Origin of the sequence: Allocatenococcus thiocycli, from assembly GCF_921292965.1 — a bacterium.
GTDB classification, from domain to species: domain Bacteria; phylum Pseudomonadota; class Gammaproteobacteria; order Enterobacterales; family Vibrionaceae; genus Vibrio; species Vibrio natriegens.
In genome coordinates, this window is record NZ_CAKLCK010000030.1 from 14,309 (window position 1) to 35,905 (window position 21,597).

The window sequence follows — 21,597 nt, forward strand, 5'->3', positions numbered from 1 at the left end:
CTCCTATTGAATCGGGTTATGAACAGTGACCAGCTTTGTGCCATCCGGAAACGTCGCTTCTACCTGCACTTCCTCTAACAGCTCTGGAATACCTTCCATCACGTCATCTTTGGTGAGCAGTGTGCGTCCATCACTCATAAGCTGGGCGACCGTTTTGCCGTCACGAGCTCCCTCCATGATTGCTGCGGAAATATAAGCAGACGCTTCTGGATAATTGAGTTTTACGCCGCGAGCGAGTCGACGCTCTGCCACTAACGCCGCGGTAAACAGCAATAACTTGTCCTTGTCTCTTGGAGATAATTCCATTTGTAAACCCTCTAACCTTTGCGTTACGTCCCTAAACGTTACATTGTGACTTTTAATGCCGCTGCACTTAGCGGGCTTCGTTTAGTTACTGGACTTAAATTAACCTACGTATTCCAAATTCTCGGTGGGCATGCCGGGCGCCTAAGCAGCTCTGGACGAATAAGTTGCCAGCACGCTCGCAGTTGCTGCTGAGCCTCTTCACTGCAATCACCAAGATAACGAACTAATAAAACATTGAGTCGATAAGTGATGCTCAACGTGCCATGTGTATCTGCGGAAAAGTGTTCGCGCAGCGTTTCAACCGTAGTTTGAGCGTCAGTCAATCCAACAACCGTTAAAGTGCCAGAGACTAAATTGCTGTTGAAACCACTTATCGCGGTCAAAAGCGGATCATCTGCGGCCAGATATTGGCGTTCAAGTAACAGAGGCGTACCGTCTTGATAGATGGATAAACGCTGCTCTACGCTTCCCTGTATGAACGGAAAGTGGCTTTTCGGGCGACCTAAACAAAAAACATCGATACCGATAAACTTCGCGTCACCGTAGAGATTGACGTTGGTGGTCAACTTACCGTGTGCCCCGTTGAAGACGATGGTTTCCATGGGTAGCCATTCACACGCGGCATTATCCACTTCGATATCGACATGCTGCTTTTGCTCAATATTTTTACTGTCAGCCTTATAAATTTTGCCAGCAGACGGTGTGGTGATCAGCGCATGACTATCGTTTTGGCAATGAATCTGAATACTCAAATCGTCACCAGACACCAACCCACCCGGCGGATGAAGCAGGTAAACGTGGCAGACATCAATTTCCGGGTAAAACGGTCGCTGCACGCGCAAAGGGCCTTGAAACTCCATACGCTTCATCTGCGTTTTGTCATCGGACTTACTAAAGCCGAGGGACAGATAAGCTGGCCAATGGCGCTGCGTTTGGGTCGACATGTTAAATACACTGTTCATCCGCTTACACCGTCAGGTATTTCTTAACTAACGTATCATCGAGCGCTTCCATTTCTCCCATCGCCACCTGACGACCACGATCAATAATGCAGAAGTTGTCAGCGACTTTACGCGCAAACGGCAGTTTCTGTTCGACGAGTAACACCGTCAGGCCAATCTCTTTATTCAGACGGCGGATAATGTCGCCAATTTCAGCGACGACATTGGGTTGAATGCCTTCAGTCGGCTCATCCAAAATCAGAAGCTTGGGGTCAATTACCAAGGCTCGACCAATCGCAAGCTGTTGCTGTTGTCCGCCAGATAAATCGCCACCCCGGCGATGCAACATCTCTTTTAAAACTGGGAACAGCTCGTAGATGAATTCCGGAACCTGTCTGGCGCCATCTTTGCGCATTGGTAGACCGATACGTAAATTCTCTTCTACCGTCAGCAACGGAAATATCTGGCGTCCCTGAGGAACATAACCTATCCCGATTGGCGCACGTTTCTCTGCGGCCATTTTGGTGATGTTTTGTCCCAAGAAGTTAATCTCGCCACTCTTGGTTGGTAGCAACCCCATGATGCATTGCAGCAACGTCGTTTTACCTACGCCATTGCGCCCCATCAGAACGGTACATTTGCCCTCTGGTATCTGCATGTCGAGATCCCACAACGTGTGGCTCTGTCCATAAAACTGGTTTAATCCTTTAATCTCAATCATGCTTCTTCTCCAAGGTAGACTTCCACGACCTTACGGTTGCTTTGAACTTGGTCCATCGTGCCTTCAGCCAATACGCTGCCTTGGTGTAAAACCGTTACATCACGCGCTATCGAGCGGACAAAATCCATATCGTGCTCAACCAGCACAATCGTACGCTCACCCGCTAATGACGTTAGCAGCTCACCCGTTCTGTCCATCTCTTGGTGGGTCATCCCCGCAACAGGCTCATCAACCAGCAACAGTTTCGGGTTTTGCATCAGTAGCATGCCGATTTCCAGCCACTGTTTCTGACCATGAGATAATGCACCAGCCAATAAAGCACGCTGCTCGTACAAACCTATTTGCTTGAGTACGTGATCGATATGATCCACCTGGCTTGGCGTTAGTGTGGCAAACAACGTTGAAAAGACGGTTTTTGCCCCTGCCATCGCCAATTCTAAGTTGTGAAATACCGATTGAGATTCAAACACCGTCGGCTTCTGGAATTTACGGCCGATGCCCGCTTGTGCAATTTCAGGCTCACTCATTTGCAATAAGTTAATGTTTTGACCAAACCACGCGGTACCGGTATCTGGACGGGTTTTACCCGTAATGATGTCCATCATGGTGGTCTTGCCTGCGCCATTAGGTCCAATGATGCAGCGCAATTCCCCTTCTTTAATGTAGAGATTGAGGTCGTTGATTGCTTTAAAACCATCAAACGACACGCTGATACCTTCGAGATACAACAAACAACCATGACCGACTTTAAGCATCGGGTTAACTTGCGGCTTCATAAACTCATAAACGTGTTCGCGGTCCGTCAGCTCTTTCGCAAGGCTTAGAATACTCATGAATGCACCTCTTTACGTTTGATTAAGCCTGTTACTCCCTTAGGCAGGAATAGCGTGACCAGCACGAACATTGCCCCCAGGCTAAACAGCCACACTTCCGGAAGCGCCGCGGTTAAGTAGGTTTTGGCGTAATTGACAGCTAAGGCACCAACCACCGCACCGTACAATGTTGCACGTCCACCCAGTGCCACCCACACGACAAGTTCAATTGAGTTAAGCGGAGAAAATTCTGAAGGGTTGATGATGCCCACCTGAGGGACATACAACGCACCTGCAATGCCAGCGAGTACCGCAGAAAAAGTGAAGATAGCTAACTTGACGTATTCCACTTTGTAGCCGGTGAAACGAGTCCGAGCTTCAGCATCACGAACGGCCATGGCAACTCGACCTAAGCGGCTAACCACAATGAATCGACAAGCCATGTACCCTAATCCAAGAGCGATGCCTGATAACGCAAATAGTGTCAGACGTGTCGAATCCGATTGCAGGTCAAAGCCAAGGATATCTTTAAAGTCAGTTAAGCCATTGTTACCGCCAAAACCCATCTCATTGCGGAAGAACGCCAGCAGTAATGCATACGTCAGAGCCTGAGTGATAATGGATAGGTAAACACCCGTTACACGCGAGCGAAAAGCAAACCAGCCAAACACGAAGGCGAGTATTCCAGGCGCTAACACCACCATCAACATTGCAAACCAGAACTGGTCAAAACCATGCCAGAACCAAGGCAGCTCCTGCCAGTTAAGGAAAACCATAAAGTCCGGTAGTTCTGGGTTACCGTACACGCCGCGATCACCAATCTGACGCATCAGATACATACCCATCGCATAGCCACCCAGTGCAAAAAAGGCGGCGTGACCTAAGCTCAGAATACCCAAATAACCCCAAACCAAATCCACTGCGACTGCCAGTAGCGCATATGTCAGATACTTACCCATTAGCGTGACGGTGTAAGTCGAAATATGAAGTGCAGATCCTTCTGCAAAGAACAGGTTCAGCGCTGGAATTAAGCAAAGCGCCGCACCCAATACAATCAAAAACATCAGTGTAGAACGATCGAACAATTTTGATTGATGATCCATGATTAACCCTCCGCCGAGCGACCCTTCTGAGGGAACAAGCCTCGGGGTTTCTTCTGAATAAATAGAATGATAAATACCAGCACCAGGATTTTAGCCAGAACGGCACCAGCCCATGGCTCCATCACTTTGTTTGCGATACCAAGCGACATACCAGCGACGAGAGTTCCCCACAAGTTACCGACACCACCAAACACCACGACCATAAATGAGTCGATAATGTACGCCTGACCTAAATTTGGTCCCACGTTAGTAAGTTGGCTGAGCGCGACACCAGCAATACCTGCGATGCCGGAACCAAGCCCAAAGGTCATTGCGTCAACCCACTCTGACTTCACGCCCATTGCTCTCGCCATACTACGGTTTTGCGAAACAGCGCGAACTTCAATCCCTAAACGGGTGTAACGTAATACTGCAAACAACAGAGCAAAGACGATCAGACAAAAGATGATGATGTAAAAGCGGTTCAGGGTCAGACTTAGCAGCGGGTTAATTTCAATCACACCTTGCATCCAGTCCGGTGTTGATACCGAACGGTTCAGTGGGGAGAAAATCGTGCGTACGGTCTGTTGCAAAACCAGACTGATACCAAACGTCGCCAACAAAGTTTCTAACGGTCGTCCGTATAAGAAGCGAATCACACCTCGCTCGATCAATATGCCCACTGCACCGGAAACCAAAAATGCCACAGGTATCGAAACTATGATTGACCAACCAACATGATTCGGCATCAACGTTTGAATCACGTATGTGGTGTAAGCGCCAAGCATGATCAGTTCACCATGTGCCATGTTAATCACGCCCATTACACCAAACGTAATCGCCAGACCAATTGCAGCAAGCACCAGAACGGAACCTAAGCTCAGACCAAAAAATAGAGTTTCACCAAAATGTGCCAAACTGACGCGCTGCTCAATCAAACCGAGCGCTTTGTTTGTCGCATTGGTCAGTTCCTCATTTGGTTCTGTCGCTAAAAATTGGGTAAGTGCATTGCGTGCGGTTGGCTGATAGCTATCGCCTAACGTCGCTATCGCTTTTTCTTGTACCGCTTGATCGCTTGAGTGTTCTAACTGATAAATGGCTAATGCTGTATCCAACACTTGTTGAACATCTGTATCCGCTTCACTAACACGCGCTTTCTCTAACAAGGTATAAGTTTGTTCATTCAGGTCACCCATTAACTGTGTGACCGCATTGATACGCGTACCGGGATCGGAATGTCGAATATTCAGCGCTGCCAACTGGGCTTTAATTTCGCCGCGAATCTGGTTGTTAATCCCGATTTTTTTAACGGAACGGCGTTTGACGAGCAGTGGCTCTGCCGACGCTTCGGCAAAAAGAGGGGTGACTAAATACTGACTGCCCTTTTTCTCGACAATTTTGACCAATTGCTTGGACTCTTTATCAAGATAGATATCACCGCTGAATAGGAGTTCGAGAACTTGAATTGAACGCTCGTCGCCACGCTCTCCAATGTTGATAACAGCCTGGCTGATTTGATCATAGTCACGTGTCGCAAGACGTTGTAGCTCGCTCTCTAACCCTGTCGTTGAGGCTAAAGTTTGAGCAGATAAAAAAAGGCTAAAAAGAACAACGATAACGCTCGACGCTGAAGAAAATGTCGAATATAAAAATCGTGTAAGTCGCTGAAAGATGGATGCGTAAAACATCGTAGGCAAACCTCTGGTTAAACGAATATTCTTCTCGAGTGAACGGAAAAATAAACAAAAGACTCGAATAAGTGACAGTGCCACATATGAGTTAAAGGCACTGTCACTAACGTTTAACGATTGAACTCTGCTATGAGAGCGTGATGGTCAACTTAGAAGTTTTGACCAGAACATTTGCCAGTTTTGGTGTTGTAGTTACCGCAAGATAACGGTTGACGCCAATCCGAGATGAGATCTTTTGAACCCGGTAGGAAATCTGACCATGCATCACCAGCCACTAATCCCGACGTTTTCCATACGGTTTCAAACTGGCCATCGTCTTGGATTTCGCCGATAAGAACGGGTTTGGTGATGTGATGGTTAGGCATCATTGCGGAGTAACCACCAGTCAAGTTAGGAACGGTCACGCCGACAAGCGCATCACCAACAACAGCTGGATCGGTTGTGCCTGCTTTCTTAACAGCCTCAACCCACATGTTGAAACCAATGTAATGCGCTTCCATTGGGTCGTTGGTTACGCGCTCATCGTTCTTGATGAACTTGTGCCATTTTTCGATGAACTCGTCATTCACGTCGGATTCAACGCTCATGAAGTAGTTCCATGCCGCCAAATGGCCAACCAAAGCAGAGGTATCCATACCGGACAACTCTTCTTCACCCACAGAGAATGCCACTACAGGAATGTCATCTGCTGAGATACCTTGGTTACCTAGCTCTTTATAGAACGGTACGTTAGCGTCACCGTTGATGGTAGAAACCACTGCTGTTTTCTTACCTGTAGAACCGAATTTCTTGATATCCGAAACGATTGACTGCCAATCAGAATGACCAAACGGCGTGTAATTGATCATAATATCGACTTCAGCCACGCCTTTTTCTTTTAAGTATGCTTCAAGAATTTTGTTGGTAGTGCGCGGGTAAACGTAATCTGTTCCGGCTAAAACCCAACGCTCTACGCCTTGATCAAGTAAATAGTCAACCGCTGGAATGGCTTGCTGGTTTGGCGCGGCACCCGTGTAGAATACGTTTTTCGAGGACTCTTCACCTTCATACTGAACTGGGTAGAACAATAGACTATCGAGCTCTTCAAAAACAGGAAGGACAGACTTACGAGACACCGACGTCCAGCAGCCAAATACTGCGTCGACTTTGTCTTTTGAAATGAGCTCACGTGCTTTTTCAGCGAACAGAGGCCAGTCAGAAGCTGGGTCCACAACCACCGCTTCAAGTTTTTTACCTAGTAAGCCACCTTTTTTATTTTGTTCATCAATCAGCATCAACATCGTATCTTTGAGTGTTGTTTCACTGATTGCCATGGTGCCCGATAGAGAGTGAAGTACACCGACCTTGATGGTGTCTTCTGCCATTGCGTATCCACTCAGTAATGATGCCGCTAATACCGAAGTCGCCAAGAAATTCCGTTTCATTTGTCTTCTTCCTTTCACTAATTTGTTGATAACAAATACTAATTCACGTCGCGATGTTACTTATCCAATGGATAAATCCTGCTGACTAAATGAACGAGTTTGAGTATTGATCAGAATGGAAAGTTTGAATATGCGCGGTTCGTGCATAAAAACTACGTATAATTACGCATAGGTGGAAAAATAAATGCGAGCTATAATTGCGCGCGTACAAGGTGCACAGGATGTGCATTTGATAGTTTGAGCCACCAAATTGAAAAGTACTTGTACTCAAACGACACTGTTAATTCTCAAGGATGAAGAGTTATCTCTATACAAAAAATCACCGTAACCCGACGCAAATACAATAAATTAGTCGGTAACGAGCTGCTCGAAGATTTCGCGTTGCGCTTTACTGCTAAGCGTGCACGAAAATGGTCGGCCAGTTGGATCGCGAACACCGCACTCGGTATCGTTTCGTTTTTGGTGCTCGAAGCACTTGGTGGAACGATCACACTCAATTACGGTGTCACCAATTCACTTTGGGCGATTCTCGCTGTTGCTTTGGTCGTCATTTTTTCTGGTATACCCATCTGTTATTACGCCGCGAAGCACGGTGTCGATATTGATCTACTTAGCCGAGGGGCGGGTTTCGGCTATATCGGCTCTACCATCGCCTCGCTCATTTACGCCTCATTCACGTTCATCTTCTTTGCTTTGGAAGCGGCGATCATGTCGATGGCTATCGAACTGTTGTTTGATATACCTTTGGCTATCGCTTACGTGATCAGCTCCGTCCTCGTTATTCCCCTTGTCGTACTTGGGATTACCAATATCGGGCGCTTTCAAATGTGGTCTCAACCTATTTGGCTGATGCTACAAATCATACCGTTGATCTACGTTTTTACTCATGAAGACGCCAAGATTGATGAATGGCTGAGTTACACAGGCGTAAACGATGTTGGTCCTGACTTCAACTGGCTACTTTTTGGCTCTGCTTCAGCAGTATTGCTTGCGGTTGTGGCTCAAATCGGCGAGCAAGTCGATTTTCTACGTTTCCTTCCTGCCAAAGAGCGTTGCGGAAAACTGAAATGGTGGAGCGCCATGCTGTTAGGTGGCCCCGGTTGGATGATCTTCGGTTCGATGAAGCTTGTGTTAGGCAGCTTTTTAGCCTGGTTAGCCATCAGTCACGGCGTGCTGCCGAATCTTGCCGGCGATCCTGCACACATGTATTTTACTGTGTTCAGTTATACCTCGGACAACACGCAACTGGCTTTACTGGCTGCGGGCCTGTTTGTGATCATTTCCCAGTTAAAAATCAATGTGGCAAATGCCTACGCTGGCTCACTAGCTTGGTCAAACTTCTTTTCACGCCTAACTCACCACCATCCCGGTCGGGTGGTTTGGATGGTATTCAACGTATTAATTGCCCTACTTCTGATGGAGCTTGGCGTGTATCAGCTTATCGAACAGACCTTACAAGTCTACTCCGTGCTGGTACTGGCCTGGATAGGGTCCATTGTCGCAGATTTGGTGATCAATAAACCTTTGGGGTTGAGTCCAAAAACCATCGAATTCAAGCGTTCTAAACTCTACGACATTAATCCAGTCGGTGTGGGGTCCATGCTAATAGCCTCCGTTATCGGCATTACAGCACATCTGGATTTTTACGGAGAAGTAGCCAGAGCCTTTGCCTCATACATCGCTTTTGCGTTGCCGTTTCTGACCGTACCGATCATCGCATTGCTCACCAAAAGCCGTTATTACTTGGTCCGCAATGATGTCATCGTATCCAGTAACGATGAGGAGCACCAATGCTCAGTCTGTGAACACACCTTTGAGCATGAAGATATGGCACTCTGCCCAGCGTATGGGGGTCACATCTGTTCACTATGTTGCTCGTTGGATGTCCGCTGTCATGATAACTGCCGTCCTGATGCAACCTTTAGCGCACAATTAAAACAGATACTGTCGCCCTACTTTTCCTCAACCTGGGTTAATCGGCTTTCATCCACAATTGCGCACTTCGTCATTGTGATGCTGACAGTAAGCTTAGCGATGGGAAGTATTCTGGCACTGGCATATTCTCAAATCCCCCAACTAGAACAAGTGCATATGGATTCCATTTCAAATGGATTAATTAATGCGTTTGCTCTTCTGCTTATCCCAATTGGCATCATCAGTTGGTTGTTCGTTCTAGCTCGCACGAGTAACCGAACGGCAGTCAAAGAGTTAAAATCGCATACCGCGCTGCTGACTAAAGAAGTGAACGCGCACCACAAAACTTCTCAGGCATTACAGCAAGCAAAGCGTTCAGCAGAAACGGCGAATAACGCCAAAAGCCGATACCTCGCGAGCCTGAGTCACGAGCTGCGAACTCCGTTAAACATTCTGCTTGGCTATGCGCAATTATTGAGTTCAGACAACAAGTTGGACAAACAAACGAGACAGTATGCTGAGGTTTTAAAGCGTAATGGCAAACACCTGTCGGACATGATCGAAGGCTTGTTAGAGATTTCAAAAATTGAAGCGGGACGCTTAGAACTTCACCGAGATGAATTTAGCCTCACCGCACTGCTAGAACAGCTCGTCGATATGTTTTCCATGCAAGCAAAACGTAAAGGGCTGGAGTTTGAATTTGAAACCTCCGGTTACTTACCGACGTTTGTTGCAACAGACAAACAACGCTTACGCCAGATACTCATCAATCTTCTGGGCAACGCGATCAAATATACCGAAACAGGTACCATCATTTTTAAAGTGAGCTATCGCAATCAGGTGGTGCATTTTACGGTGCAAGACACAGGCATTGGTTTATCCGAACAAGATTTGGGGCTGATATTTAAACCATTCGAACGGATTAAAAACCAAAAGACCGAAGCGATTCATGGCTCCGGTCTGGGGTTAACCATTTCGAATGCTTTAGCAGAGATCATGGGCGGCGAAATTTCCTGCACCAGTAAAGTCGACTACGGCAGTGCATTCGTATTAAAGCTGATGCTTCCAGAAGTAAAAGATGGACGTCCTGAACCGGAGCTATTAAGCGATGCCGTGATTGGATACAACGGGGACCGAAAAACGATCATGATCGTTGACGATATCGAAGATCAACGTCAATTGATGTCTCGAATTCTGACGCCTCTGGGCTTTAATGTTTTGTTGGCAGAGAATGCGCCACAAGCTCTCAAGCTAGTAAAACAGCATCATGTCGATCTGTTTATGCTGGATATTTTTATGCCACAAGTAAATGGCTGGCAACTGGCGATCCAATTGCGCAAGGAAGACTTCCGCCAACCCATCCTGATGTTATCCGCTAACATTCAAGAACTAGAAACCAATAACCAACTCCAACGCTACCATAATGACTATTTAACCAAGCCCGTTTCTGTGCCTATGTTGCTTGCCAAGCTTAATCGCTTACTCGACATTGATTGGCTTTATGATGAAACCAGTAATCAAGCATCAGACCTCAAAACCGAGACCGTTCACGTTCCGCACCAAACGATCCCGACTTATGAGCAATTGGTTAAGCTACGTGAATACGCAGAAATTGGTTTTTTGTCTGGAGTGAGCGGCGAACTAGAGAAAATCGAACAGGGTTTAGCTGGAAGTGGCGATTGGGTTGAGAAGCTGAAACAACACCTGCAGGAATGTAACTTCAACAATATTATCTTGCAAATAAATGGAATGATTAATGAGCATTATAACAAGCAATAACATCACAGTGTTGGTCGTGGATGACTCACCTGAATCTCTCAGCATGTTAAACGCCACGTTGAATCAGGCTGGGCTTACGGTACTCGTCGCGCTCAATGGCGTTCAGGCTCTCACTATTGTTGAGAAAGTGCAGCCCGACGTGATCTTGCTTGATGCCATCATGCCTGAGATGGACGGGTTTGATACCTGTATTCGGCTGAAAGAGCTTTTGCCTTCAACACCCATTATCTTTATGACTGGCTTAAATGACTCGAAACATGTCATGCGTGGTTTTGAATCCGGCGGCACCGATTACATCACCAAACCCGTCGTTCCTGATGAAGTGCTCGCCCGAATCAAAGTCCATAGCCAATCTGCCCGTCTGGCAAAATCGGCACAAGCGGCTTTAGATTACGCGGGGCAATATATTTTTTGTGTCTCTAGTAACGGTAATCTGGAATGGGCGACGCCTCATGCTCAAGAGTTACTTTCTTCACTGGGTGACGACTTTTCTGAAACATGGCAAAAAATCCAACAAGATATCGCCATTTGGTTGATGCAGTCCCCGGCAGATACCCCACTCACCTTAAAACAGTTTTCTCCTCCGCTAGAAGCCAGTTACGCGGGCGATTACAACCGTATTCACTCGCTAGTGCGTATTTCGACGCCCAAGCAAAACGGTTCAGAGAAAGATCTTCAAACCCATCTGGGTTTAACCAGAAGAGAATCACAAGTGCTCTACTGGCTTTCATTTGGAAAGACAAACTGGGAGATTGCCCAAATTTTAGAAATGAGCCCTCGAACAGTTAACAAGCACCTCGAACAGGTTTATAAGAAGCTCGACGTCGATAACCGTACCTCAGCAGCAAGCGTATCAATCAGAATATTAGAGCGGGCTTAAGTCAGTCTGACTATCCTACCCTTAAGCACTTTTACTAAAGCAGTAAAAGTGCTTATGTTATCTGGGAATTGACGGGTTATTCGCTAAAACACTTCTTAATAAATTCCGCTGCAGCCATCGCCCCCTCTGGGGAAATCGTATGTTGTGTGTGATCTTCATAACGAGCTTCCACGGTAAAACCTAAGTCCGTCAATTGCTCTTTCGCTTTTTCACTTTCTGACCATGGAATAACAGGATCACTTTTTCCGTGCACAAGAAACACGGGTGTCTCGCAATTTTTTTCATAAGGTTGAGGAGAAGATAGACGCCCTGAGAACGCGACAACTCCCACCAGCGGATAGCGACTACGCACTAACGCATCTAAAGACATAATCGAACCCTGCGAAAAGCCAACAAACACAATCTTGTCTCTGTCCGGATCAATGCCTTGCTCTGAAAAAATCTGGTTAATCGTCTCATCAAAACTTTCTCTGGCTTGATAAATTCGTTGCGGGCGATTTTCAGCCGTCACTCCAATCAGGCTAAACCATTGAAACCCTTCACCACCCTGATCAAAATGAAACGGCGCGTCAGGAGACAAAAATACCGTATCCGGCAGTACAGGCTTCCAGAAATCACCCAGCGCACTTAAATCTTTACCATTGCTTCCGACACCATGAAGCAAAATCACCACTTGTTTAGACATAACGATTAATCCTTTATACAGTTTTAGAACCCATACTAACCTGAGCCAATGCAATAATTAAATTGTGTTTAACACCATGGTTAACAACACAATTCGTATTTCTTAAACTTGATATCCGCCAATGACTTCCTGATTTATTACTTTACGCTGGTATCAGGTATCGTTGAGTGACTCTTTCAGGGAATCCTGCATGACAACCGTACTCACAAGTCACACCCATCCTTTACAGATAGCTGAAGTCAAAACCCATTCAAGTTATGGTCGAATTGGTATTACATTCGGCACAGGTAAACACGATCGAATAGCCATCGCAAGTATATGGGAAAGAAACCTCGATGTTGATTTAGATACCATTAAACTCTGGGAAGCCCATACCGTTGTTACCTTGCTGGAGTCTTCCGAAATGTTTGAGCTTAAAGGGCTCAAGTTTGGAGAATAAGTAACGCGTAGAGGAATTAACACCACGTAGCGCAACGTATTATCCAGTGAAATCGTTTATTCTATACCGCAACGTCAAACAAGCTGCGTTCTTCCATGAGCCAAGATCAATCATCGAATTACAAAACTGTACAGGGTTTAACCCGCGGGCTGTATTTACTCAATATACTTAATCGCCTTGATGGTGGTGCGAGTGTGCGTCAGTTATCAGAGTTAAGTGGTATTCACCGGACAACGGTCAAACGTATACTTGAAACCCTCAGAAGTGAGGGTTATGTACGTTACAGTGATTCTGACAATAGCTTTCGCTTGACCATGAAAGTACGAGAGTTAAGTGAAGGGTTTCGAGATGAACAGTGGATCTCTGCAGTAGCCGCTCCTTTACTTGGAGGTTTGTTAGAAAAAGTGGTCTGGCCTACCGACATCACAACTTTAGATGTCGATGCGATGGTAGTCCGCGAAACGACCCACCGTTACAGCCGTTTATCATTTCACCGCGCGATGGTAGGACGCCGCTTACCTATCTTACAAACTGCATGTGGACTGACCTATCTCGCCTTTTGTCCGCAAAACGAACGGAGCAATATCCTGACCATTCTCGCTGAGCGAGATGAACCCGAGTATCAGCTGGCCAGAGAACCACAAGAATTAGACAAGATACTGCAACACATCAGAGAAAAAGGCTATGGCGAGAATAACCAGAGCTGGCAGCAAGAGAATAAAATTGCGGCTATCGCCGTTCCAATCCATGACGAGGACCGCTTACTTGGCTGTCTGAACCTGGTTTACATTGCTAAAGCCATGTCTTTGGATAAAGCCGCAGAAAACTATTTGGCTGATTTACAAGATGTTGCTAACCAAATTGAATCAGGTGTTTCAGAAAATACTATCCGCTTTGGGTATCCTGTACAGTAATAAAAAACCAGTCGCAAGACTGGTTTTTAAGTACTCAAATGACTGAGAGATGGTTTATATCGCTTGTTTCGCCTTTGCGTGAAGCGATACTGTCTCTTGTTTAACGGCAGCGGTTTCTTTGGACAAGTAAACACCAATACCCGTTACTGCACACAACACACAAAACAACATCGCAATGTAGTGTGTATTTGTTCCACCACCGGCCTGCTCAAGTAATGCCTGAGCGATAATTGGCGTAAATCCAGCACCGATCAGTGAAGTTAATTGATAAGTTAACGACAACCCGGTGTAACGAGTACGAGTAGTAAACTTCTCGCTGATAAAAGCGCCCATAGGTCCGTACATGACGGCTTGGATGATCGGGTTACCGATGATAAAGCCCAATAACATCATCCACGGATTTTCGTGACTGATTAATTCGAACATTGGCCAAATCAAAATCATACCCAGTACGACACCAGTCAGCATAACTGGACGACGGCCATATCGATCGGAAATAGCGGCCATCAGAGGAATGGTGAATATATGTAGCGTATTAGCAATTGTCAGCATTAATAATGCATCGCTGCGACTGTGACCAATGGACACCGCGTAAGTAAGAGCGAAGGTCGCTAAAAGGGATTGAATAAAAAGTGGCGCAATACCAGATAAGGTGCCTAAGCCAATCTCTTTAGATGAACTACGAAACAGCTCAACAATTGGCACGCTGGCGGATTCAGATTGTTGTGCTTCTTTGGCTTTCGCCTGTTCAAAGTCAGGCGATTCTGTGACCCTGTGACGTAGATACAAGCCAATCACAACCAGTAACGCAGACAACAGAAACGGTATACGCCAGCCCCAGCTCATAAACTGCTCTTCTGGCATTAACGAAAATCCGCCCAAAACCAGAGTCGCAAGTACAGCGCCAGAAGGCCCGCCTGAAACGGCAATACTTGCGCCCAAGCCTTTGGACTTTTTACCCGAGTGCTCCATTGCCATCAGGGTTGCACCAGCCCATTCCCCACCAACGGCAAGACCCTGCAAAATTCTCAATAAAAGAAGCGCGATTGGCGCTGCGATACCAATGGTTTGGTAAGTCGGTAACAAACCGATCAATATCGACACGATTCCCATTACCATCAGGGTAATAAATAAGATCTGTTTTCGGCCATATTTGTCGCCGAAGTGGCCAAAAAGCAGGCCGCCTATTGGCCTCGCAATATAGCCGGTTGCTAAGGTAAGAAACGACAGAATGATTCCCAGACCTGGGTCTAAGTCACTAAAGAATAATGCAGGAAACACCAGACTTGCTGCACTTCCGTATAACAGAAAGTCATAGTATTCGACGGTTGAACCAAGATAACTTGAAATGACCGCTCGGCGGCTTTCACGCTTTTTCTGTTTCAACTCTGCTTCACGTATTGGATTAGACATATTCCTCACTCCATGTAGGGATGGCCAGTATCGGCTTGGGATACCGGCTCTTAATATTTATTATTTAATGAGTGTTTTTACAGAGAGAACGACTATCGGTTTTTCAGCAAATCAAGCGCGACATCGACGATCATATCCTCTTGACCACCGACCATGCGTCGCTTACCAAGCTCAACCAGAATATCTACGGTATTTAAACCGTAACGTTCTGCTGCACGCTCAGCATGACGTAAGAAACTCGAGTAAACACCGGCATAGCCAAGTGCAAGCGTTTCACGGTCTACACGAACCGGGCGCTCTTGCAGTGGTCGCACAATGTCATCTGCAGCGTCCATCAATGCGTATAAATCGGTGCCATGATTCCAGCCAAGTTTGTCTGCCGCAGCAATAAAGGCTTCTAGTGGCGCATTACCTGCCCCGGCTCCCATACCTGATAAACTCGCATCGATACGGTTACAGCCTTCTTCAACCGCCACCAAACTGTTGGCGACACCCAAGCTCAAATTGTGATGAGCGTGAATACCCGTTTCAGTTTGCGGGTCCAACACTTCTTTCAGAGCGCGGAAACGATCACGAATGTCCTGCATGGTCATCGCACCACCTGAGTCCACCACGTAAATACAGGTAGCACCGTAGCTTTCCATTTTTTTCGCTTCCAGTGCTAAGTTCTGTGGCGTTGTCATGTGGCTCATCATTAAAAAGCCAACGGTATCCATACCTAGCTTACGTGCATGCTCAATGTGCTGACGGGAAACATCGGCTTCGGTACAGTGTGTTGCAACACGTACGATTCGCGCACCTGCGTTATAAGCGTTATCGAGGTCGTGAACACTACCAATTCCCGGCAATAACAAGGTCGCGACTTTAGCGTGGCTCAGTTCTTCCGCTACCGCCTCAATCCACTCGAGATCGGTATGAGCGCCAAAGCCATAGTTGAAACTAGAGCCTTGCAAGCCGTCACCGTGAGCAACTTCGATTGAGTCAACTTTGGCATTATCAAGCGCACGCGCTATCGACTTAACTTGCTCAATGGAGTACTGGTGACGAACCGCATGGCAACCATCACGCAATGTCACATCTGAGATATACAGTTTTTGTTCATTCATGAGGGTCTTCCTTATTGGTTCAGACAAGATTGAGCGATACGTTCTGCGGTCGCCATAGCTGCACAAGTCATAATATCGAGGTTGCCAGCATAAGCAGGGAGGTAATGGGCAGCCCCTTCGACTTCAATAAAGGCAGACACTTTGAGCCCACTGAACTCACCGTAGCCCGGAAGCGTAACTGGTTTGTCTTCGCCAATCGATTCAAACTGCACCGCTTGTTTTAAACGGTAACCCGGCACGTAGCTTTGAACCGCGCTGACCATTTCTTCGATTGATGCGCGGACTTTGTCTTCATCTTTGCTGTCGCATAGTACGTGGACAGTGTCACGCATCATCAGAGGTGGCTCTGCCGGATTCAGAATGATGATCGCCTTACCTTTCTTCGCGCCGCCTACCGTTTCAATGGCTTTAGAAGTGGTTTCGGTAAACTCGTCGATATTCGCGCGAGTACCTGGTCCTGCCGATTTACTGCTGATCGACGCAATAATCTCTGCATAATGCACGGTGGCTACTTGCGCTACAGCCGCAACAACAGGAATCGTTGCCTGACCGCCACAAGTGACCATATTGACGTTATTCTTCGCAAGGTTTTGCTCCAGATTCACGACTGGAACGCAATAAGGACCAATCGCTGCCGGAGTTAAGTCAATCAGCTTAATGCCTGGTTTTGCCTCACGCAGAAGGGCATCATTACTGATGTGCGCGTTAGCCGACGTCGCATCAAAAACGATATCGATGTCATTAAACTCTGGCAATTTAATCAAACCTTCCACACCTTCATGCGTAGTGGTAACCCCCATTCGACGTGCTCTGGCCAGGCCATCCGATTCTGGGTCAATCCCAACCATGACACTCATGGTCAAATGTTGGCTATTGCGCAGCACTTTTATCATTAAGTCAGTGCCGATATTGCCTGAGCCAATAATCGCTACCTTCATGGTTTTCATTTTTCACTCTCCTCTTGTTCTGTAAAGGAGACTGACACACGACCAACTCCTGTTATTTCGGCATCGAATCTGTCGCCTGGCTGCACCGCTGCCATCGGACCTAATGCGCCTGTTAATACAACATCGCCAGCACGCAATGGCTCGCCGAATGCGCTCATGGTACGAGCCAGCCAAACTGCTGCATTTAATGGGTTACCAAGACATTCCGAACCATCACCTTGGGATACGACTTCGTTGTTGCGTGACATCGTCATGGTTGCGCCACGAAAATCTAAGCCGTCTACTGTTCGAGCAGGCCCGCCAAGTACATATAAACCGCTGGAAGCATTGTCTGCTACGGTATCAACAAACTTAATATCCCAGTCGCGAATGCGGCTACCGACGATTTCTAAAGCGGGTACAACCCAGCCAATCGCATCCATTACTTCGCCTATAGTCGGGTCACTTTGCGGTAAGTCTTTCGCCAAAATCAGTGCGATTTCCGCTTCAATTTTCGGCTGCATGACCGCTTCATAGGGCACTACTTCATTGTCGCCGACACACATATCAGCGAAGAGCGTGCCAAAGTCAGGTTGTTCAACGCCTAACTGCGCCTGAACTTTAGGGTTAGTCAGACCAATTTTGCGCCCAACGATACGACGACCTTGCTCGACCGCTACGGACACATTCATACGTTGGATAGCGTAGGCTTGCTGTACACCGGCGCCTTCGAACTCGTCACGCAGTGGTGAGATTGGCAGGTTATGCAGCTCTGCTTCACGCAGTCTCTGTGCCAGTTGTTCTATCTTGTCAGACATGGTTCTCTCCTTAATGCTGAATGAAGTCGACAACCAAACGGTTGAATGTGTCAGCATGTTCCCACTGCACCCAGTGACCACACTGGTTGAAAACGTGCAGTTGAGCCTGTGGAATGCCTGCCATCAAACGTAAGCTGGTATCAAACGGAACAAAGCGGTCCTGGCGACCCCAAATGACCAATGTATCGGCTTTGATCTCGCCTAATCGCGCAGAGAAATCCGGGAATTGTTTTGGATTGGCTTCCAGACTTTTCACAAAATTGTCGAGGTGATCCTGACGAGCAAGAATGTTATTCAAACGAGTCTGGAACAACTCTTCGGTAAGATCGCTGGTATCGAAGACGAAGATATCCATCATCGCTTTTAGGTTTTCGATAGTTGGCTCGCGGTAAAGTTGATTTAGACGCTTAATACCTTCTGCCGGCATTGGTGTGAACAAGCTCGCACCGCCAGTGCCGCCACCCATCAGAATCAATTTACCTACGCGTTCTGGGTAGGAAAGAGTGAATGCGACAGCCGAGTGCCCACCCATGGAGTTACCGATTAAATGCGCGCGCTCAATATCCAACGCGTCTAACACACCTTTTAATGCGGTTGCGTTTAGGTCGGAACGAGATTGAGTAGAGACTATTGAGTCACTCTTTCCCCAACCCGGACAATCAAGAAGGATGACGCGATAACCAGCATTGACTAAAGGCTCAATATTACGGTTAAAGTTAGCCCAGCCCGTAGCACCCGGTCCTGAACCGTGTAGCATCACTACGACTTCACTCCCTTCACCGCAATCGTTGTAATGCAGTTTGAGGTTGAGGTCTCCTTCCTCAATTTGAACAAATTTGCTTGTCTCTTGTTCAGTAAAAATTAGTTTAGACATTCCTATACTCCTCGTTTACAGCTTTAGTTTTTGTGTTCTTTGTCGTGGTTGCACTCATAGAGCCAAATCCAGCGATCCACTCTGGTATCTCGCGGTAATAGCAACCTTCGGGTTTGTAAGGTCCGTAAGCAGATAGCGCCGCGCATGCCGCCACCCAGGTTTTCACTTCATGAGTGGACTTTCCGGCAATATCTGACAGGTCCTGATTGTTCATTGCATCCAGCTTGCTTATTTGCCCGTTGGCCAGATCATGCATAAAGGCGCGATCCCATTCCGGATTTAGTGGGTGTAACGTGTTTTGGTCATAGGTAAATTCAACCGCTGCGTTGATCACTCTTTGGGTGCGGGCGATACGTTCATCTTCAGGAAGACATCGACCGCTGCCTTTTAATCGGTCTGCGATATGCTCGTTGGCAGTGGCTAGCTCAGGTACTGGCGGCTGGTGTGATAAACCGCCGGAAGCCAGAAATAACACGCGTTTGTTTAAGCTCTTGGCGTATTCACCGATTGCTTCACCCAGTAAGCGGGCTCGCTGAAAACCGGGCATTGGGGGCGCAACACCGTTGATAAACACCGGGATAACCGGAACGCGATCCAGACTGCCTAACAGAAACTCGAGAGGTTGAGCAAAACCGTGGTCTACTTGCATGTTGTAAGAAACCGCTGCGTCCACCCCTTTAGCCAGCACGTATTGTGCGCACTCTTCAGCAAGCTCTTGGGGGACGTTTAACGGGCCAGCTAAAGTGCCAAAATCACCAATCGCATGAGCGGCCATTCCGATACAAAACGACGGCATAACATCGTAGAAAAATCCGTTGTAATGATCAGGTGAAAACAGGATCACCAACTCTGGGTCAAATTCATCAATGCGCTTTTTGGCGTCAGCGATAACGCTGTTAACTTCATTGATAACCTCCTGAGGGGGATCAAAATGACCGACTAATGGTGTATGCGACAAGCAGTGCAAATAGGCTTTACTCATATCAAGCTACCTTTTTGTCATTGGTATCAAGTTTAGGAGCCGCGTCGCTGTGCTTAGTTGTGGCGCTCAGTGCCTTACGTACTTGTTGGCAAATGGTGTTGATCGACTGTGGAATAGCGATACTTGCAACGAATCGGTCAGGTCGGATAATGGCTACTGATGCTGGGTAACGACCAAACCAATCTTTTAGTGCGTGGGTTTCATCACCAACACACAGCACATCAGGATGCGTCTGAATCTGTGACTTGAGCTGTACTGACGGAACCACTTGAATAAACTTGGTACCGAGTTGCTGCCAATGCTGAATTTCAGCTTCACTCAACCCCTGCATGGGATCGGTGCCCCATGCGATTACTGCGAAGTTTTGACCGATAACATCATCAAGTTTGCTGATCTCATTACCCACTCGCACCATAGGCTGAATAAACAGTTTGCCCACCGGAGAGTCTTTGAGCGCAGGTTTAGGTTCAACAAGAACGCCTTGATGATATTTAGGCATTGGTTTAAAGCGCATTTCAACAAAGTAACGCTTAACAGGCGGTACATAGTTCAACAACCAAGATACGCCGTCACGCAACGTTGCCTGCCATTTTTTAGGTGGTGCCAGTACCTTACCAGCTAAAACTGACAGATCGATCATCGCTTTCGCATGGTCACGACGTTCTTGTTGATACGTGTCTAACAGGCTTGGATCCGCCATCCCTTTAACCACTAAAGAGAGTTTCCACGCCAGATTATTCGCATCGCGCATACCGGAGTTGTAACCCTGTCCTTGCCAAACTGGCATAATGTGCGCCGCATCGCCTGCAAGCAGGATTCGACCTTCGCGGAACTTACCAGCAAGACGGGCATTGTGGGTATAAACACGTTGGCGGATAAATTTGATATTTTCCGTTGAAGGCAGCACTTTGCTCAACAGACGATCCATATTTTCTGGCTTGCTGAGTTCCTCTTCGGTTTCACCCGGCATGACCATAAACTCAAATCGACGAATACCTTGTGGTAGAGCCGCTGATACATATGGGCGTTCAGCGTCGCAACATAAGTAAATGTTAGGGGTACCAATTGGATCGTTTTCCAGATCCATTACGATCCATTGGTTTGGTGCGGTTTCACCATCAAACGAGATATTCAAATTACGACGGACAAAGCTATTACCGCCATCACACGCAATCATATATTTTGCTGAAATTCGCTCTTCTTCACACTTCTCGTTTGTGAAGTTAGCCCAGGTTTGTTCGTTATCTTGGCCAAAGTTAACCAGTTCACGTGAGAACAGCACTTTGACATTCGAGAAGCGGTCTAATCCATCATATAGCGCGCGATCGGCCTTTGGCTGAATAAAAGCGTTTCTTCTCGACCAACCAAACTCGTTGGTATTCGGTTGAATATCTGCGAAACAACGGCCTTTAGGGGTTAGGAAGCGCATGGCATGATATGGCGTGGTGTAAGGCACAACTTCTGAAGCTAACCCTACAGCCTGAAACGTTCTTAAACTCTCGTCATCAATACCAATAGCGCGAGGGTAATCGATTAGTGTCGGCAGTTGTTCAATCACAGTGACGTTAATGCCTTGGGCGCCGAGATAGTTTGCAATCATTAAACCGACTGGACCAGCCCCAATAATCATGACTTCTGAATCATAATGGGCAGTCGAGACCGTTTTCGGGGAAGTGGATACTGTCACTTTGAATTCTCCAGGTACGTTCAAGTTATGGGAACCCTATTTGATCACATAGATCGCTAGGGAAAGGCCTACTCATTCGCGTTCTGAAGGAGTCAGGCTGTATAAATGTTTTTATTTTGTTACTGAAACGTACATCCAGAGCGGTTATATCCACAACCGCAACTCAACTTTAGGTGCACATAGTGCACAATGTTGTTTTAACT

At 46.9% G+C, this 21,597-nt stretch carries 19 protein-coding genes; 4 read left to right on the forward strand and 15 right to left on the reverse strand.

Features of this window, described 5'->3' with window-relative positions:
• Positions 1-3: 3 nt before the first annotated feature.
• The 7 genes from ureA to urtA form a co-directional block, all read right to left on the reverse strand.
• Positions 4-306, reverse strand: coding sequence for an urease subunit gamma (gene ureA, locus L9Q40_RS11785; RefSeq protein ID WP_014231742.1), 303 nt, complete (start codon positions 304-306; stop codon positions 4-6).
• A 104-nt stretch (positions 307-410) separates the two neighbouring features.
• Complete coding sequence (locus tag L9Q40_RS11790; RefSeq protein WP_498793386.1) at positions 411-1,268, reverse strand: urease accessory protein UreD; 858 nt, start codon at positions 1,266-1,268, stop codon at positions 411-413.
• Between the two features lie 4 nt (positions 1,269-1,272).
• The gene (urtE, locus tag L9Q40_RS11795) at positions 1,273-1,968 is read right to left on the reverse strand and encodes an urea ABC transporter ATP-binding subunit UrtE (protein WP_014231740.1); all 696 of its coding nucleotides are present in this window, start codon (positions 1,966-1,968) and stop codon (positions 1,273-1,275) included.
• A complete protein-coding gene (gene urtD, locus L9Q40_RS11800) occupies positions 1,965-2,744 on the reverse strand; it encodes an urea ABC transporter ATP-binding protein UrtD (protein ID WP_372378671.1) in 780 nt (259 codons plus the stop codon). Before urtD ends, urtE begins: the two co-directional genes overlap by 4 nt.
• A gap of 53 nt (positions 2,745-2,797) precedes the next feature.
• Positions 2,798-3,883 carry an urea ABC transporter permease subunit UrtC gene (urtC, locus tag L9Q40_RS11805; RefSeq protein WP_014231738.1) on the reverse strand — a complete coding sequence of 362 codons (1,086 nt, stop codon included), beginning with the start codon at positions 3,881-3,883 and terminating at the stop codon, positions 2,798-2,800.
• A gap of 2 nt (positions 3,884-3,885) precedes the next feature.
• A complete protein-coding gene (gene urtB / locus L9Q40_RS11810) occupies positions 3,886-5,550 on the reverse strand; it encodes an urea ABC transporter permease subunit UrtB (RefSeq protein ID WP_498793387.1) in 1,665 nt (554 codons plus the stop codon).
• Positions 5,551-5,702: 152 nt separating this feature from the next.
• Positions 5,703-6,977, reverse strand: coding sequence for an urea ABC transporter substrate-binding protein (gene urtA / locus L9Q40_RS11815; RefSeq protein ID WP_498793388.1), 1,275 nt, complete (start codon positions 6,975-6,977; stop codon positions 5,703-5,705).
• 381 nt (positions 6,978-7,358) lie between these two features.
• Here urtA and L9Q40_RS11820 point away from each other — a divergent pair, with 381 nt between their 5' ends.
• Both L9Q40_RS11820 and L9Q40_RS11825 read left to right on the forward strand, forming a co-directional pair.
• On the forward strand, positions 7,359-10,670 hold the full coding sequence (locus L9Q40_RS11820; RefSeq protein WP_498793389.1) for a hybrid sensor histidine kinase/response regulator: 3,312 nt from the start codon (positions 7,359-7,361) through the stop codon (positions 10,668-10,670).
• A complete protein-coding gene (locus L9Q40_RS11825; protein WP_014231734.1) occupies positions 10,648-11,550 on the forward strand; it encodes a response regulator transcription factor in 903 nt (300 codons plus the stop codon). Before L9Q40_RS11820 ends, L9Q40_RS11825 begins: the two co-directional genes overlap by 23 nt.
• A 76-nt stretch (positions 11,551-11,626) precedes the next feature.
• On the opposite strand, the gene L9Q40_RS11830 is transcribed toward L9Q40_RS11825, so the two are convergent.
• Positions 11,627-12,235: an alpha/beta hydrolase gene (locus tag L9Q40_RS11830; protein WP_498793390.1), complete on the reverse strand. Its 609-nt coding sequence runs from the start codon at positions 12,233-12,235 to the stop codon at positions 11,627-11,629.
• 190 nt (positions 12,236-12,425) lie between these two features.
• Here L9Q40_RS11830 and L9Q40_RS11835 point away from each other — a divergent pair, with 190 nt between their 5' ends.
• On the forward strand, positions 12,426-12,674 hold the full coding sequence (locus L9Q40_RS11835; RefSeq protein ID WP_498793391.1) for a protein phosphatase: 249 nt from the start codon (positions 12,426-12,428) through the stop codon (positions 12,672-12,674).
• 95 nt (positions 12,675-12,769) lie between these two features.
• Positions 12,770-13,588, forward strand: a complete 819-nt coding sequence (locus L9Q40_RS11840; RefSeq protein ID WP_498793392.1) for a DNA-binding transcriptional regulator — start codon at positions 12,770-12,772, stop codon at positions 13,586-13,588.
• 54 nt (positions 13,589-13,642) lie between these two features.
• On the opposite strand, the gene L9Q40_RS11845 is transcribed toward L9Q40_RS11840, so the two are convergent.
• The 7 genes from L9Q40_RS11845 to L9Q40_RS11875 all read right to left on the reverse strand — a co-directional run bounded on the left by L9Q40_RS11845 (position 13,643) and on the right by L9Q40_RS11875 (position 21,394).
• Entirely contained in the window at positions 13,643-15,001 is a 1,359-nt protein-coding gene (locus tag L9Q40_RS11845) for an MFS transporter (RefSeq protein WP_065299621.1), read from the reverse strand.
• Positions 15,002-15,093: 92 nt separating this feature from the next.
• Positions 15,094-16,107 (reverse strand): 4-hydroxy-2-oxovalerate aldolase, encoded by a 1,014-nt coding sequence (gene dmpG, locus L9Q40_RS11850; protein WP_065299620.1) that lies wholly within the window; start codon positions 16,105-16,107, stop codon positions 15,094-15,096.
• An 11-nt stretch (positions 16,108-16,118) separates the two neighbouring features.
• The gene (locus L9Q40_RS11855) at positions 16,119-17,054 is read right to left on the reverse strand and encodes an acetaldehyde dehydrogenase (acetylating) (protein WP_020333215.1); all 936 of its coding nucleotides are present in this window, start codon (positions 17,052-17,054) and stop codon (positions 16,119-16,121) included.
• On the reverse strand, positions 17,051-17,851 hold the full coding sequence (gene mhpD / locus L9Q40_RS11860) for a 2-keto-4-pentenoate hydratase (RefSeq protein ID WP_498793393.1): 801 nt from the start codon (positions 17,849-17,851) through the stop codon (positions 17,051-17,053). Before mhpD ends, L9Q40_RS11855 begins: the two co-directional genes overlap by 4 nt.
• 10 nt (positions 17,852-17,861) lie before the next feature.
• Entirely contained in the window at positions 17,862-18,725 is an 864-nt protein-coding gene (locus L9Q40_RS11865; protein WP_065296787.1) for an alpha/beta fold hydrolase, read from the reverse strand.
• Positions 18,718-19,707, reverse strand: a complete 990-nt coding sequence (locus tag L9Q40_RS11870) for a 3-carboxyethylcatechol 2,3-dioxygenase (RefSeq protein WP_498793394.1) — start codon at positions 19,705-19,707, stop codon at positions 18,718-18,720. The genes L9Q40_RS11865 and L9Q40_RS11870 overlap by 8 nt, the downstream gene beginning before the upstream one ends.
• A 1-nt stretch (position 19,708) precedes the next feature.
• Positions 19,709-21,394, reverse strand: coding sequence for a bifunctional 3-(3-hydroxy-phenyl)propionate/3-hydroxycinnamic acid hydroxylase (locus L9Q40_RS11875; RefSeq protein ID WP_498793395.1), 1,686 nt, complete (start codon positions 21,392-21,394; stop codon positions 19,709-19,711).
• Between the last annotated feature and the right edge of the window lie 203 nt (positions 21,395-21,597).

What these genes read in the sequence shown, in the direction of transcription:
- ureA (WP_014231742.1), bottom strand. Translation starts at nt 306, where the DNA reads ATGGAATTATCTCCAAGAGACAAGGACAAGTTATTGCTGTTTACCGCG.
- L9Q40_RS11790 (WP_498793386.1), bottom strand. Translation starts at nt 1,268, where the DNA reads ATGAACAGTGTATTTAACATGTCGACCCAAACGCAGCGCCATTGGCCA.
- urtE (WP_014231740.1), bottom strand. Translation starts at nt 1,968, where the DNA reads ATGATTGAGATTAAAGGATTAAACCAGTTTTATGGACAGAGCCACACG.
- urtD (WP_372378671.1), bottom strand. Translation starts at nt 2,744, where the DNA reads ATGAAGCCGCAAGTTAACCCGATGCTTAAAGTCGGTCATGGTTGTTTG.
- urtC (WP_014231738.1), bottom strand. Translation starts at nt 3,883, where the DNA reads ATGGATCATCAATCAAAATTGTTCGATCGTTCTACACTGATGTTTTTG.
- urtB (WP_498793387.1), bottom strand. Translation starts at nt 5,550, where the DNA reads ATGTTTTACGCATCCATCTTTCAGCGACTTACACGATTTTTATATTCG.
- urtA (WP_498793388.1), bottom strand. Translation starts at nt 6,977, where the DNA reads ATGAAACGGAATTTCTTGGCGACTTCGGTATTAGCGGCATCATTACTG.
- L9Q40_RS11825 (WP_014231734.1), top strand. Translation starts at nt 10,648, where the DNA reads ATGAGCATTATAACAAGCAATAACATCACAGTGTTGGTCGTGGATGAC.
- L9Q40_RS11830 (WP_498793390.1), bottom strand. Translation starts at nt 12,235, where the DNA reads ATGTCTAAACAAGTGGTGATTTTGCTTCATGGTGTCGGAAGCAATGGT.
- L9Q40_RS11835 (WP_498793391.1), top strand. Translation starts at nt 12,426, where the DNA reads ATGACAACCGTACTCACAAGTCACACCCATCCTTTACAGATAGCTGAA.
- L9Q40_RS11840 (WP_498793392.1), top strand. Translation starts at nt 12,770, where the DNA reads ATGAGCCAAGATCAATCATCGAATTACAAAACTGTACAGGGTTTAACC.
- L9Q40_RS11845 (WP_065299621.1), bottom strand. Translation starts at nt 15,001, where the DNA reads ATGTCTAATCCAATACGTGAAGCAGAGTTGAAACAGAAAAAGCGTGAA.
- dmpG (WP_065299620.1), bottom strand. Translation starts at nt 16,107, where the DNA reads ATGAATGAACAAAAACTGTATATCTCAGATGTGACATTGCGTGATGGT.
- L9Q40_RS11855 (WP_020333215.1), bottom strand. Translation starts at nt 17,054, where the DNA reads ATGAAAACCATGAAGGTAGCGATTATTGGCTCAGGCAATATCGGCACT.
- mhpD (WP_498793393.1), bottom strand. Translation starts at nt 17,851, where the DNA reads ATGTCTGACAAGATAGAACAACTGGCACAGAGACTGCGTGAAGCAGAG.
- L9Q40_RS11865 (WP_065296787.1), bottom strand. Translation starts at nt 18,725, where the DNA reads ATGTCTAAACTAATTTTTACTGAACAAGAGACAAGCAAATTTGTTCAA.
- L9Q40_RS11870 (WP_498793394.1), bottom strand. Translation starts at nt 19,707, where the DNA reads ATGAGTAAAGCCTATTTGCACTGCTTGTCGCATACACCATTAGTCGGT.